General features: G+C 69.4%; 12 protein-coding genes. 5 read left to right on the forward strand and 7 right to left on the reverse strand.

The genetic code is table 11. The features are described from left to right. Nucleotides 1-49: 49 nt before the first annotated feature. On the forward strand, nucleotides 50-1,549 hold the full coding sequence (locus SACGLDRAFT_RS16380) for an LLM class flavin-dependent oxidoreductase (protein WP_005465976.1): 1,500 nt from the start codon (nucleotides 50-52) through the stop codon (nucleotides 1,547-1,549). Nucleotides 1,550-1,640: 91 nt separating this feature from the next. Here SACGLDRAFT_RS16380 and SACGLDRAFT_RS16385 read toward each other — a convergent pair whose 3' ends face one another. The 5 genes from SACGLDRAFT_RS16385 to SACGLDRAFT_RS16405 all read right to left on the reverse strand — a co-directional run bounded on the left by SACGLDRAFT_RS16385 (nucleotide 1,641) and on the right by SACGLDRAFT_RS16405 (nucleotide 7,430). Further along, nucleotides 1,641-2,489 (reverse strand): transglycosylase SLT domain-containing protein, encoded by an 849-nt coding sequence (locus SACGLDRAFT_RS16385; protein WP_005465977.1) that lies wholly within the window; start codon nucleotides 2,487-2,489, stop codon nucleotides 1,641-1,643. 525 nt (nucleotides 2,490-3,014) lie between these two features. Next, complete coding sequence (locus SACGLDRAFT_RS16390) at nucleotides 3,015-4,184, reverse strand: MFS transporter (RefSeq protein ID WP_157608940.1); 1,170 nt, start codon at nucleotides 4,182-4,184, stop codon at nucleotides 3,015-3,017. A 125-nt stretch (nucleotides 4,185-4,309) separates the two neighbouring features. Next, nucleotides 4,310-4,741, reverse strand: coding sequence for a CoA-binding protein (locus tag SACGLDRAFT_RS16395; protein WP_005465979.1), 432 nt, complete (start codon nucleotides 4,739-4,741; stop codon nucleotides 4,310-4,312). 28 nt (nucleotides 4,742-4,769) lie between these two features. Further along, on the reverse strand, nucleotides 4,770-6,407 hold the full coding sequence (locus tag SACGLDRAFT_RS16400; RefSeq protein ID WP_005465981.1) for a thiamine pyrophosphate-binding protein: 1,638 nt from the start codon (nucleotides 6,405-6,407) through the stop codon (nucleotides 4,770-4,772). A 21-nt stretch (nucleotides 6,408-6,428) separates the two neighbouring features. Beyond that, complete coding sequence (locus SACGLDRAFT_RS16405; protein ID WP_005465982.1) at nucleotides 6,429-7,430, reverse strand: glutathione S-transferase family protein; 1,002 nt, start codon at nucleotides 7,428-7,430, stop codon at nucleotides 6,429-6,431. 77 nt (nucleotides 7,431-7,507) lie between these two features. Here SACGLDRAFT_RS16405 and SACGLDRAFT_RS16410 point away from each other — a divergent pair, with 77 nt between their 5' ends. Continuing rightward, complete coding sequence (locus SACGLDRAFT_RS16410; RefSeq protein WP_005465983.1) at nucleotides 7,508-8,875, forward strand: WS/DGAT/MGAT family O-acyltransferase; 1,368 nt, start codon at nucleotides 7,508-7,510, stop codon at nucleotides 8,873-8,875. 139 nt (nucleotides 8,876-9,014) lie between these two features. Here the strand turns inward: SACGLDRAFT_RS16410 and SACGLDRAFT_RS16415 are convergent, their stop codons facing one another. Both SACGLDRAFT_RS16415 and SACGLDRAFT_RS16420 read right to left on the reverse strand, forming a co-directional pair. After that, nucleotides 9,015-10,394 carry an amidase gene (locus tag SACGLDRAFT_RS16415; RefSeq protein ID WP_005465984.1) on the reverse strand — a complete coding sequence of 460 codons (1,380 nt, stop codon included), beginning with the start codon at nucleotides 10,392-10,394 and terminating at the stop codon, nucleotides 9,015-9,017. 41 nt (nucleotides 10,395-10,435) lie between these two features. Further along, nucleotides 10,436-11,353 (reverse strand): D-2-hydroxyacid dehydrogenase, encoded by a 918-nt coding sequence (locus SACGLDRAFT_RS16420; RefSeq protein WP_408640260.1) that lies wholly within the window; start codon nucleotides 11,351-11,353, stop codon nucleotides 10,436-10,438. A 154-nt stretch (nucleotides 11,354-11,507) separates the two neighbouring features. Here SACGLDRAFT_RS16420 and SACGLDRAFT_RS16425 point away from each other — a divergent pair, with 154 nt between their 5' ends. From SACGLDRAFT_RS16425 to SACGLDRAFT_RS16435, 3 genes are read left to right on the forward strand one after another with little or no spacing between them, the layout of a single operon-like run. Continuing rightward, nucleotides 11,508-12,257: a maleate cis-trans isomerase family protein gene (locus SACGLDRAFT_RS16425; protein WP_005465986.1), complete on the forward strand. Its 750-nt coding sequence runs from the start codon at nucleotides 11,508-11,510 to the stop codon at nucleotides 12,255-12,257. 44 nt (nucleotides 12,258-12,301) lie between these two features. After that, nucleotides 12,302-13,051: a maleate cis-trans isomerase family protein gene (locus SACGLDRAFT_RS16430; RefSeq protein ID WP_005465987.1), complete on the forward strand. Its 750-nt coding sequence runs from the start codon at nucleotides 12,302-12,304 to the stop codon at nucleotides 13,049-13,051. A 2-nt stretch (nucleotides 13,052-13,053) separates the two neighbouring features. Continuing rightward, nucleotides 13,054-13,794: a GntR family transcriptional regulator gene (locus tag SACGLDRAFT_RS16435; protein WP_005465988.1), complete on the forward strand. Its 741-nt coding sequence runs from the start codon at nucleotides 13,054-13,056 to the stop codon at nucleotides 13,792-13,794. The last annotated feature ends 1 nt before the right edge of the window (nucleotide 13,795 follow it).

Consider the following 13,795-nt stretch of genomic DNA (forward strand, 5'->3'; position numbering starts at 1 on the left):
CCACGGCGTTAGGAAGATATGATTGAGCGCTCAACCAAAAGGAGTCGCTATGCGTGACTACGGACACAACCTCCGATTCGGCACGTTCCTCACTCCGGCCTCCGGGGACCCGGAACGCGTGGTGCGCCTCGCCCAGCTCAGCGAGCGGGAAGGGCTCGACCTCGTCACGTTCCAGGACCACCCGTACCAACCCGCGTTCCTCGACACGTGGACGCTGCTGTCCTTCGTCGCCGCCCGCACCGAGCGGATACTGCTCGCGCCCAACGTGGCGAACCTGCCGTTACGACCTCCCGCCGTGCTCGCTCAAGCAGCCGCGAGCCTCGACCTCCTCAGTGGGGGCCGGCTGGAACTCGGCCTCGGCGCGGGCGGATTCTGGGACGCGATCGAGGCGATGGGAGCCAAACGACTCACTCCCGGAGAGTCCGTGGTCGCGCTGGAGGAGGCCGTCACCGTCATTCGGCAGCTCTGGGACACCTCCCAACGCGGCGGCGTGCGACACCACGGCGAGCACTACCGGATCGTCGGCGCGAAACGCGGCCCCGCCCCGGCCCACCGCGTCCCGATCGTCCTCGGCGCGTACAAACCACGGATGCTGAAGCTCGTGGGGCGCGTCGCCGACGGGTGGCTGCCGTCGCTGTTCCGGCTCTCGAATCCGGAGGATCTCTCCGGGATGAACGACCTCGTCGACGAGGCGGCGATCGAGGCGGGACGGAAGCCGAGCGACATCCGGCGCTGGCTCAACATCGGCCCGGACGATCGCGATCCACGGGCGTTGGCCGAGCTCGCCCTGGAGTACGGCGTGTCCACCTTCATCCTCAGCACCGACGATGCGGACGTCATCACGGAGTTCGGTCGCACGATCGCTCCGGAGGTGCGGGATCTCGTCGGGTCCGGGAACGGGACGGCCACCACCGTGCCGCCCGAGCCTTCTCGCCCCACGGAGTCTCGCGCCGACACCCTCGACGACGGAACCCGGTACGGCGAGAAGATGCCGTGGGACGAAAGCACCCGTCCCACGGCACCGCGTCCCTCGGACGACACCCCGCCCAGTCCTCGGGGTCGCGCGGTCAGTCAGCACCTCGTGGACGTCCACAACGAGCTTCGTACGGAACTACGCCAGCTCCGCGACCTCGTGGACCAGGTCGAGCGGGGCACGATGGAGGTCGGCACGGCGCGGTCACAGCTCAATCAGATGGCTCTGCGCCAGAACAACTGGACCATGGGCGCCTACTGCGAGTCGTACTGCCGGGTCGTCACGCAGCACCACACCATCGAGGACGAGGGCATCTTCCCTCATCTGCGTTCCGTCGACGACGGTCTCGCGCCGGTCCTCGACCGGCTCGAAGCCGAGCACCGGGTCATCCACGACGTACTCGACGGCGTGGACAAGGCTCTGGTGCGCCTCGTGTCGAATCCCGACGACGGTCACGCCGAACTCCGGCGCGCCGTCGATCTGCTCACCGACACGCTGTTGTCCCACTTCGCCTACGAGGAGAGGGAACTGCTGGAACCCATCGCCCGGCACGGGATGTATCCCGGACAGCTTTGAACATCGTCCGCTGAGAACGAACACGCGTCGGGCCCGGCCGATGACTCACCGGCCGGGCCCGACGCATGACCTCGAATGTCTCGCGGTGGGATCAGTAACCGCGGTAGCCGCCACCCGCGGCCATCTGGGCCAGACCGGGGTGCTCGGCGAAGCTGCCGTAACGGCTCAACGTGTACCGGGTACCGGCGATGATGTTGGACACCGGGTCGTAGATGTCCTCGTAGCCGGGCAGCTTGTAGGCGTTGAACGTCGAGTCGATGGTCTGCATCAGACCCTTGGACGGAGTACCGCGCTTGGCGTTGATGTCCCAGAGGTTGATGGCCTTGGGGTCGCCGCTGGACTCCTTCTCGATGACGGTCCGGATGCTGGGGATGTCGGCTTCGGACACCGGCTCGCCGTGCTCCTGCATGACGGAGATCGCCGTCCGGATCCAGCCGTCGAGCTCGTCGACCGGCTCGGTCTGCGCGGCCGGCTGGGCACCGCCGCCACCCTGGTCCTCGGCTGCGGGCTCGGCGGGTTGCTCGGGCTGCTCCTCGGCCGCGGCGTCCTGCTGCTCGGCCTCGGCGGGCGCCTCCTGGGCGACGTTCGGGTCGGCGCTCCTCGGGGCGGGAGCGCCACCGCCGACGGGTGCGGAGTCGTCCTTCTTGTTCTCCGCCTTGCCACCGCCGACGACGTTCTTGGCCGACTCGGCGTTGTACTGCTGGGCGACGGCAGCGGTGTCGGCCGCCACGGTCCTCGTCGCTTCTTCGTCCGTGCCCGCCATCACGGCCGGGCTCGCCACACCGGTGACGAAGAGAGCGAGCACACCAACCGAGGCGTAGCCACGGGCGGCGGCGCGCACGGACCGGCCGAGCGACGTCGCAGGCGCGGAGATGTTTCGGGTCGGGGCCTGAAGCGCGATCAGCTTCTTCACGCGCTCGAACATCTTGTGGTCTGCCACGAGCGTGGATCTCCTTCTCGCTGAGGTACCGCCGGTCCGGTCGGGGGGCTTGACCGACGGCCGCTTCGCGTGACCCCTCGGGGGAAAGATCCGGTCAACGCGAAGACCTGTGCGAGATTACGAAACGACAACACCAAAAATCATTAGCCGGTGACCAGGAACACAGATCAACCGTGTTTGACAAAGCCGGATACGGTTTATCCCACCGGGTTGTGTGTCTCTGACCTGGGAAGACGTCCGAACATGACGTCGTTCACTCTCGGGCACAATTATGATCTTCAAATCCTCCCGGAGCGGCTTTAACTCTATCTCGTTCGCATAGCGAAAAAGTTGACTGACCGTATCCGATTGCGGTCAAAACCGTGGAATCGAATACGACTCCAGACCGTCAGGAAACACAGAGTCGCATTCGATCAACGAAATTCCACGCCGAGAATCGACGAGGTTGCTCCGTGTGACGAGCCTCATCCTCGTCCGTCGAGTCGGTGAGCGCCGCCACGAAGCCGCCGAGATGACGCGGCGAGGTCACTCGGCGCACACGCTCCCTCTCGTTTCCCCCGGTCCACAGTGGTCACCGTGGTGCCCGGAGCGGTGCAATCCGAGCGGTAGGGCCAACGCGATCGCCGCGGACAACACGACGACCGCCCCCACCCGTCCCACCGCCCACGCGAGATAAACCCCCATGGACGCCACTTCCGTACCGAGCCCGACGAGCGACGTGGCGGTGGCACGTGCGTCACCGCGAAAACAGTGCTGCAGCCGGGTGTTGGCCACCACGAGCACGGCCCGGTAGGTGGCGTAGAACACCGCTACGCCCACGAGTCCGGCCGCCCGCCCCAACGCCTCCGTGACGGCGAGCACAGCGGCGGCCGTACCGAGGAACAGCGTCAGTGTGGTCGGGCGCACGCGCGTGAGCCGCCCCGCCCACGCGGAGCCGAGCGCTCCGGCGATCGAGATACCCACCACCGCCTGCGGAACCCACTGCGTGGGCACGCCCCGGTCACGGGCCAGCAGCCCGAAGTACTCCTCCACCGCGTCCAGCGACGCCAGCAACGCCACCACCACCACGGCCCGACGCGACACCGGGTCGCTCAACACCGCGAGGACCCCGGCGCGGAGCACACCGACGCAGCCGTCCGACCGTCCGGATTGCCCGGACCGCTCCGGCGCTCTCGACGGCTCCGGAAGGCACGCGGCCAGCACGGCCGAGGCCGCACAGACACCGACGCTCACCCAGCCGACCAACAGCAAGCCTCCGGTGGCGAACAACGTGGTGGCGGCCACGGCGGCGGGGATGTCGGCGACCAGCCGGAGGGCGTCGAGCTGCCCGTAGCTCCGACCGAACCGCTCGGTCGCGCCCACGGCCGCCAGCCCGTCGTACAACAGCGCCTCCACCGCTCCGGAGAGCAAGGCCCCACCAAACCCCCACAGCACGAACCCGAGGGCGAACGACGGGAACTCGGGCCAGCCGGTCCACAACACGTAGGCGGCGGCCTGCAGCAGCCCACCCGACGCCAGCGCTCCCCGGCGGGAGAACCGATCGGCCAACGCACCGCTGGGCACCTCGGCGAGAAGACCCACCACCGACCAGAGCACGAACAACCGAGAGATCTCGGCGTCCGACAACCCGGCCTCGGCGAACCACAGCGCGTACAGGGGGTAGAACGGAACGCTTTCCGAAAGCAGCGCCCACAGCCGCAGCCGGCGGACGAGTCCACGCTCCGTCCCGGCCGAACGTCGCGGTCGTGTCAGTCAACATCGGGTGTGCATGCCCCGGATGCTACTCCGTGACGTATGTCACGGAGAGCCTTTTCGGGACGTCATCCCGCGTGCTTCACGATGCCGAGCCGCGCCCGGACCACGGCCATGCACTCGTCCTCGACGTAGAGCATGCCGGCTCGGCTCGCCAACTCGCGTGCCTCGGCCGAGGTGATGCCCAGCTGCAGCCACACCGCCTTGGCACCGACCCGAACGGCGTCCCGCGTCACCGCGGCGGCCTCGGGGGAAGGCCGGAAGACGTTGACGACCTCGATCGGCCTGCCCGCCTCCGCGGCCTCGCCGAGGCTGCGGAACACGGTCTGCCCCAAAAGCTCGCTCCCCGGTTCGGCGACCGGGTTCACCGGGATGATCCGAAAGCCCGCGTCACGCATGGCGGCGGGCACCGAGTGCGCTGCTTTCGCGGGATCGCGGCTGAGTCCCACCACGGCAATGGTGTCGAAGTCCCGCAAGATCTTCTCGGCCGTGTTCGTCATGTGTCATCCCTTCCGGGGCACCGCGGGGTCACCCCGTGTTCTCCTGCCGATACCAGCGGGACGAGGTGTTCAGGGGCGGGCGTAGCTCCCCGTTCACCACGAGCACGTTCGGCTCGTCGGAGCGAGTGAACTCACGCAGCAGCCGCCGAAACGCCCTCCCGAAACCGTCGACGCGATCGGCGTAGACGCCGAACGACTTGGCAAGCCCCACGAAGTCGGGCGTCGCGAGCTCGACACCGTGGTGCTCGAAGCCCGCGTGCGCTCGGTCGTAGCTCAGCATGCCGTACCCGCCGTCGTCGACGATCACCACGGTGACGGGAAGCTGCTCCTGAATGGCGGTCGCCAGCTCCGAGCATCCGGGCAGGAACCCACCGTCACCCGTCACACACACCGCGCGCACGGCGCCCGCGGCCGCGACCCCCAACGACGCGGGGAAGCCGAAGCCCGTGGTGCCCCAGCCCATCGGCAGGGCGAGCTGCCGCGGTCCCGACACCCGATGGAACCCGCCGATCCAGCTTCCCGCCGCACACATGTCCGCGACGAGCACGGAGTCCTCGGGCAGCGTCTCCTTGAGCGCGGACAGGAACTCGGCGGCGTGCGGCTCCTCCTTGCGTACTCGCCTGCGAAGCAGTACCTCGATCTCGTCGAGCCTGCGCGTGAGCTCGTCGAGACCGGGTTTCGGTGAGACACCCCGCGACAGCTCCTCGACGACCTCCCGCGCGTCACCGAGCAGCAGCAGGTCGGGCGGACAGTTCTTCTCCGCTTCCTCGGCATCGATGTTCACCGCGATGAGCCCCGGCGGCCGCGGCATGCTGCCGTTCTGCGTCATCGTGTCGTCGAAGTCGGTGCCGATCGCGAGCACGACGTCGGCCTCGTCCCACAGCACGCCCACCTCGGGCGCGTGCAGGGGGTTGGACGCCAGGCACGGGTGGTCGGGCGGCACGATTCCGCGCGCGGCGACCGTGGTGACGATGGGCGCGGCGAGCCGCTCGGCGAGAAGGCCGATCGCCTCACCCGCTCCCGACCGCAGAGCTCCGCCTCCCGCCCAGATCAAGGGGTGCTGAGCCTGTTCCAAGGCTTCCCGCGCTTCTTTCAGAGCCTCCTCCGCCACCGGCGGCGGCCCCGAGCCGACCGAGCCGACGGAGTCCGAGCTTTCCGTGACGGGATCGTCCAGGAAGCCCGCCGGGACCCCGACGTACACGGGACCGCTTCGGGGACGCAGCGCGGTCTCGGCCGCCCGCCGCACCACGGGAGCGATCTCGTCCGGGTGCTCCACCGTGAGGACGGCCTTCGCCCACGGTTCGAGGAACTCCTCCCGGCACTCGCTCTCCCGCGCCGCCCGAGACGCGGAGGACACGTCCGTGGTGATCACCAGCACGGGCGAGGCCGACGCCCTCGCCTCCTCGACCGCACGCACCGTGTTGACCGCGCCCGGTCCCGTCGTCACGAGGGCGACACCGAGCGAGCCCGTCGTCCTGGAGTAGCCGTCGGCGGCGTGGACCGCGGCCTGCTCCTGCCGTACGCCGATGACGCGAAGCCCCTCGGGCCCCCGCTCGGCCAGGGCGTCCCGGATCGGGAAATTGTGCGCACCGGGGAGCCCGAAGACGGTGTCGACTCCGAGTTCGGTCAGGGTCTTCACAAGACTGCGCGCACCGTTCACCGCCACGCCGCGAGGATACGATCTTCGTCACCACTGGGCGGGCAGGGTCTCCTCCCTCGGTGGCGGGCCGGGCGGGGTGCCGTCGCCGAAGGGACGCCCCCCGAGCGCCTCCCGGCCGTGCGGTGTCGCCCACGCCGACAGGTCGGGGCCCTTCGGCACGATCCCGGTCGGGTTGATCTCCTTGTGCACCTGGTAGTAGTGCCGCTTGATGTGGTCGAAGTCGACCGTGTCACCGAAACCGGGCGTCTGGAACAGATCCCGCGCGTACGCCCACAGCACGGGCATCTCCGTGAGCTTGTTGCGGTTGCACTTGAAGTGGCCGTGGTAGACGGCGTCGAACCGGACGAGCGTGGTGAACAGCCGGATGTCCGCCTCCGTGATGGTGTCGCCCACCAGGTAGCGCTGTGTGGCGAGCCGTTCCGACAACGCGTCGAGGCGGGCGAAGAGGCGATCGTAGGCCTCCTCGTAGGCCTTCTGCTTCGTGGCGAACCCCGCCTCGTAGACGGCCGCGTTGACATCGGCGTAGACCACGGCGTTCACCTCGTCGATCTCGTCCCGCAGCGCCTCGGGATAGAGGTCGGGAGCGCCGGGACGGTGGTGAGCGGTCCACTCCGTCGACAGATCGAGCGTGATCTGCGGGTAGTCGTTGGTCACGACCTTTCCGCTGGGTATGTCCACGATCGCGGGCACGCTGATGCCACCCGAGTACTCCGGGTCGGCCTTGGCGTAGGCCTCGCCGAGGAAGCGGATACCGAGCACGGGGTCACGGCCGTCGGGGTCGAGGGTGAACCGCCAACTGCGTTCGTCCTGGATCGGGTCGGCCACGGCGACCGACAGCACGTGCTCCAGCCCGAGCAGTCGGCGCACGATGAGTGCCCGGCTGGCCCACGGGCACGCGCGACTGACGACGAGGCGGTAGCGGCCGGGTTCGACCGGCCATCCGTCGCGGCCGTCGGCGGTGATGCGGGAGGTGAAGCGGTTGGGAGCGCGATGGAATTGCCCGGTCTCCGGGTCCGTCTCGATGCCCATGGCACCGACGCTAGTCCCCCACCGGCGGGCGGGGAACTCACGACAACATACCGGAACGGCGACGGAGTGAAACGCTGATGCAACTGATGCCGGTCACCGACTCCATGTTCCTCGCCCTCGAAACCAGGGAGCACCCCATGCACGTCGGTGGCCTCGCGCTGTTCACACCTCCACCGGACACGGGCCCCGACTACCTGAAGTCGCTGCGGAAGGAGCTGCTCACCGACTCCGACGTCCGGGACGTGTTCCGGCTCCGGCCCGCCACCCCACTGAGCACCCGCGGGTTTTTGTCCTGGGTCGAGGACACCGAGCTGGACCTCGACTACCACTTCCGGCACTCGGCGCTACCCCGGCCGGGACGTGTCCGCGAACTGCTCGAAGTGACGTCACGCTGGCACAGCACGCCGCTCGACCGGCATCGGCCGCTGTGGGAGATCCACCTCGTCGAAGGGCTCGCCGACGGCAGATTCGCCGTCTACACCAAGGTGCACCACGCCCTCATGGACGGCGTGTCGGCGTTGCGCCATCTCCAGAGCGTCCTCACCGACGACCCCGACGCGCGGGACTGCCCTCCCTTCTGGGGCTCCCGCGAGCCACGGCGGAACCGGGAACGCCCCGGTCCGCACCTGTCCACGTGGTTGCGGAACGGCCGTCGCGCGCTGGAGGAGTTGGCCGGCATGGCACCGCTCGCCGCCCGCGTGGCTCGCGAGGCGTTCCGGGAACACCGGCTCACCCTGCCGCTGCGGGCGCCGAGGACGATGTTCAACGTCCCGGTGGGAGGCGCCCGCCGGTTCGCCGCGCAGTCGTGGGAGCTGGAACGGCTCGGCGCCGTCGCCTCGGCCGCGGGAGTGTCCCGCAACGACGTGGCACTGGCGATGTGCTCGGCCGCGTTGCGGGCCTACCTGCTCGACCACGACGCCCTGCCCGACGTGCCGCTGGTGGCGATGGTCCCGGTGTCCCTGCGCCCGCGCGTGAGCGAGGCGACCACGGGCAACCGCACCGGTGCGCTGTTGTGTGACCTCGGCACCCACCTGCCCGATCCCGCCGATCGGCTCGCGGTGATCCGGCGGTCGATGGCGAACGGCAAACGCCTGTTCGGTGACCTGTCGCCGTGGCAGGCGTTGCTGTTGTCGGCGTTGAACGTCGCCCCGTTCGCCGCCGCGCCGCTGCCCGGATACGTCACGCACACCCGGCCGGCGTTCAACATCGTGATCTCGAACGTGCCCGGCCCACGCTCGCACCTGTACTGGAACGGCGCCCGCCTCGACGGCCTCTACCCGGCGTCGGTGCTGCTCGACGGGCTGGCGCTGAACATCACGATGACCACGAGCGGCGACACGCTCGACATCGGCATCACGGGCTGCCGCCGCCGCGTGCCGCACCTCCAACGCCTCCTCGCCCACCTGGAGGACGGCCTGAAGTCCCTGGAACACGCGGTGCTGTAACCGCGTGTCCGCAGATTAGGTACGCGTGTCCGCAGGTTAGGGACGCGTGTTCGCACTTCTCGTACGCGCCGCCGTACGGGAACTGCGAACACGCGTGCGCAGGCTGCGGACACGCGTACGCAGCCTGCGGACACGCCGGTCAGTTCCACGGGTTGACTTCTTCGACGAGTTTCGCCACGGCCAGCACCAGGTCGTCGGAATGCCGGGGGCCGACGATCTGCAGTCCCACGGGCAGTCCCTCGGAGGTGAACCCGGCGGGCACGGAGACGGCCGGCTGCTGCGTCATGTTGAACGGGTAGGTGAACCGCGTCCACTCGGGCCAGCTTCCGTAGCCGCCGCCGGGCGGCACGTCGTGTCCCACCTCGAACGGGACGATCGGCACGGTGGGCGTGAGGAGAACGTCGTAGACCGTGTGGAACTCTCCCATGTGGATGCCCAACGCGGCCCGTTCGGCGGTGGCCTCCAGGTAGTCGCGCGCGGAGTAGGTCCGGCCACGTTCCCACACCTCGCGCAGACCGGGGTCGACCTTCTCCTCCGAACCCGGCGGGAACGAGTCGAGCCACTGCGCGGCCCCCGCCGACCACAGCACGCCGAACGCCTCGATCGGGTCGGTGAAGCCCGGATCGACGTCCTCGACCTCTAGCCCCGCCTCGCTCAGTTTCGCCACCACCGACACGACGACCCTCGCGATCTCCGGATCGACGTCCACGTACCCCAGATCGGCCGAGTAGGCCGCCCGCAGCCCCCGTACGTCACGACGCACGGCCTCGCGGTAGGCACCGGGCGGCGGCGGCAGTGCCGACGGATCGCGGTGGTCGGGCGCGGAGAGCACGTCGAGCAGCAGCGCCACGTCGTCCACGGAGCGAGCGATCGGCCCCGCGTGTGAGAGCGGACCGAACGGGCTCGCCGGATACAGGGGGATACGGCCTCCCGTGGGCTTGAAACCCACCACGCCGCAGAACGCCGCGGGGATGCGCACCGACCCGCCGCCGTCCGTGCCGACGGACACCTCCCCCATCCCGGTGGCCACCGCCACCGCGCTGCCGCCACTCGACCCGCCGGGGGTCAACGCCGGGTTCCACGGGTTGCGGGTGATGCCGTTCAAGGGGCTGTCCGTCACGGCCTTCCACCCCAGCTCCGGCGTGGTGGTCTTGCCGAGCAGCACGAGGCCGTTCTCCCGCATCCGGGCGGTGACGGGGCTGTCGACCTCCCACTCCTGGTCGCGGTCGATGCACAGCGACCCCCGCAGGGTCGGCCAGCCACGGGTGAGGAACATGTCCTTGATCGACGCGGGAACGCCGTCGAGCCACCCGATCGGGTTCCCCTCCCGCCACCGCTCCTCGGAATCGCGGGCCGCGTCGAGTGCCGCCTCCGGGTCGACGAGCGTGAACGCCCGGTAGTCGGGGTCGCGTTCGGTGATCACGTCGAGCGCGGCTCGGGTGGCCTCGACGGGCGACAACTCACCGGACGAGTACGCGGCGACGAGTTCGCTCGCGGTCAGCGGGGACGCTCTCGACATGGCTCTCCTCGTACTCGTCGTCGGTGACGGCCGCTCGCGCCTCACGGCGTCGAGGGTACGTAACCCAGGCGTTTGTCCACGACGTTGCGCAGGGGACGGCCCTCGCGCCACCTGGCGAAGTTGTCGGCGAAGACCTCCACGAGCGCGTTGCGCCAGCCCACGAAGTCACCGGACATGTGCGCCGAGATCAAGACGTTCTCCATCGTCCACAACGGACTCTCCGGGGGAAGCGGCTCCTGCTCGAACACGTCGAGGGCCGCGCCCGCGAGGTGTCCTTCGCGCAGCGCCGCGATCAGGTCCGAGGTCACCACCAACTCGCCCCGACCGACATTGACGAAGCGCGCGCCCGGCCGCATCGCCGCGAACGCGCGGGCGTCGAACATGCCCTTGGTCCGCTCGGTCAGGGGCGCCACGGCGATCACGACGTCGAAGTGGGGCAGGTGCCGGGTGAGCTCCTCCGACGCCACCACCCGCCCGAAGTCGGGGTCGGCCTCCCTGGCACGCCGACCGGCCCCGGTGACGCTCATGCCCACGGCGCGCAGCAGGCGAGCGATCGCCCGGCCGATCGGGCCCGTTCCCACGACGAGGGCGGAGGTACCGGCGACGCGTTCGGTCTCGCGGTGCCGCCACGTACGTCGCTGCTGCAGGCGCAGGGAGCCTGCGAAGTCCTTGGCGAAGGCGATCACCACGCCCAGGACGTACTCCGCGATCGCGGAGTCGAACACCCCTCGGGAGTTGGTGAGGACGACGTCGCTGTGCCGCAGCTCGGGAAACATCACCGGGTCGACACCCGCGCTGGCGATGTGCAGCCACCGCAACCGGTCGGCGGCGTGCCACGCGCCGGGAACGGCGCGGGACAGGAAGTCGTAGACGAACAACACGTCGGCCCCCCGGAGGGCGTCGGGGAGTCCGCCCGCGTCGGCGTACCGAACGGTCGCCACCCGCTCGACGGGGTCCATGTCCGGGGGCCGTCGATCGCCGCACAACACGGCGACGACCGGACTTTCCGTGCCACTCACGTTGACACGGTATGGGGAAGTCGTATGATTGTCAACAATCCGAGGAGTCCCCCCGGAGGCCCCTTCATGCATAAAAGCCGTCGGAGGTCGACCCTTGGATTTCGCAGCCCTTGACATCCCTTCGTTCGACGGCCCTCTCGCTCAGCGCGGCATCGGCGTGATCGCGCCCTTCGACCTCGCCCTCGAACGCGAGCTGTGGCGCTGGGTTCCCATGGAGGTCTCGCTGCACCTCGCCCGCACGCCCTACGAGCCCGTTCCCGTCAGTCTGGAGATGGCCCACCTGGTCAGCAACTCGGCGCACCTCGCCGCGGCCACGCGCGACATCCTCCACGTGGAGCCGGAGGTGGTCGCCTACCTGTGCACGTCGGGAAGCTTCGTGGGCGGGGTCGACACCGAGAAGTCGCTACGCAAGATCATCCGCGACGCGGGCGCGCCCGACGCCGTCACCACGTCGGGGGCGCTCGCCGAGGTGCTGCGACGCCTGGACCTGCACCGGATCTCGGTGCTCACCCCCTACGACGTCGATCTGACCGAACGGCTGCACGACTTCCTCGCCGAGCTGGGCGTCACCACCGTGTCCAGCGACCACCTCGGCCTCGGCGGCGGCATCTGGAAGGTCAGCTACCGCACGATCGCCGAGCGCATCCTCTCCGCCGACCACACCGACGCGCAGGCGATCTTCGTCAGCTGCACGAACCTCCCCACCTACGACCTCATCGAGCCGTTGGAGGAGGCGCTCGGCAAACCGGTGCTCACGGCGAACCAACTCACGATGTGGGCCTGCCTGCGCCGGATGGAACTGCCGATCGTGGGCCCCGGCCAGTGGTTGCGCGAAGTGTCCTGATTTCCCGAGTAGGATTGTCGACAATCTGCCGTAGGAGGTGCCCGGTGTCGCCCACCCCGCAGGACAGCACGGCCGTCTCGGTCGGCTTCATCTACCCGGACCACGCCGCCGAGGACGACTATCCCTACGCCGAGAAGCTGCTGGGTGGCACGGCGCGGCTTCCGGTCGAACACGTCTACGGCATCGATCTCCACGCGATTCCCGAACTGCTCGATCTCGGAAGCCCCGACCGGCTCGCGGAAGGAGCCGCCCGACTCGCCGCGCACGACCCCGCGGCGGTGGTGTGGGCGTGTACGAGCGGCAGCTTCGTCTACGGCTGGGAAGGCGCACACGACCAGGTCGAACGGCTCTCCCGCGCCGCGGGCGGGCTCCCGACCTCCAGCACTTCGTTCGCGTTCGTCCGGGCCGCCGAGGCCCTCGGCGTACGCACGGTGGCCGTCGCCGCCAGCTATCCGGACGACGTGGCCGAGCTGTTCGTCGACTTCCTCCGACGCGGTGGTGTGGACGTCGTGGGCATGTCGAGTGCCGATATCGTCACGGCGGCCGAGGTCGGTCGACTCTCCCCCGACGACGTGGTGAAGCTGATCGCCGACCGCGACCGTCCGGACGCCGACGCGCTGCTCGTGCCCGACACGGCCATGCGCACGCTCGCGCTGATCGAGCTTCTCGAACGGCGGCTCGGCAAACCCGTCCTGACCGCCAACCAGGTGACCGTGTGGGAAGGCCTGCGTCTCGTCGGTGTCACCCCCACCGTGCCCGGACTGGGCACCCTGTTCCGAAGGAAAGGCACGTAGCCATGCTGGCCGACATCGAGCCCGTCAACAGGGAGTCGACGGCGTCGATCATCGCTCGTCAGCTCCGAGACGCGATCATGACCGGTGCCCTCCCGCCGGGCACCCAGCTCGGGGAGGCGGAACTGGCCTCCCGGTTCGAGGTGTCCCGTGGTCCGCTGCGCGAGGCCATGCAGCGGTTGGTGTCCGAGGGGCTGCTTCGCAGCGAACCGCACCGCGGCCTGTTCGTGATCGACCTGGGCGCCGACGACGTGCACGACATCTACTGGGCCCGATCGGCCATTGAACGGGCGGCGGCCCAGCGCGTCGTACGCGGACCCGACCGCGACCGGGTCGCCGACCTGCTCTCCGACGCGGTCACCGCGATGGCCGAGGCCGACGAGCAGGACGATCCCACCGCGCTCAGCGAGGCCGACCTCGCGTTCCACGAGACCCTCATCGCGGCGTCCGGCAGCAGGCGGCTCGTGCGCATGGCCAGCACGCTGCTCATCGAGACCCGGATGTGCCTGTCCGCGCTGCAGAGCACCTACCGGCGGAACTACCAGGGTGTCGACGAGCGGATAGCCGAGCACAACCGCATCATCGAGGCACTGCGCGACGGCGACGAGGAGCTCCTGCTCTCGCTGCTGGAGGCGCACATGGAGGACGCCGTGCGACGCCTGGCTCCGGACAAGAGCCTGGTCACGCCGCCGGCTCCGAAAGCGACCACCCGGCAGGGACGGCGGCGGACCCGCCCCGCCGAGTAAC

The organism is Saccharomonospora glauca K62, from assembly GCF_000243395.2.
Lineage (GTDB): Bacteria > Actinomycetota > Actinomycetes > Mycobacteriales > Pseudonocardiaceae > Saccharomonospora > Saccharomonospora glauca.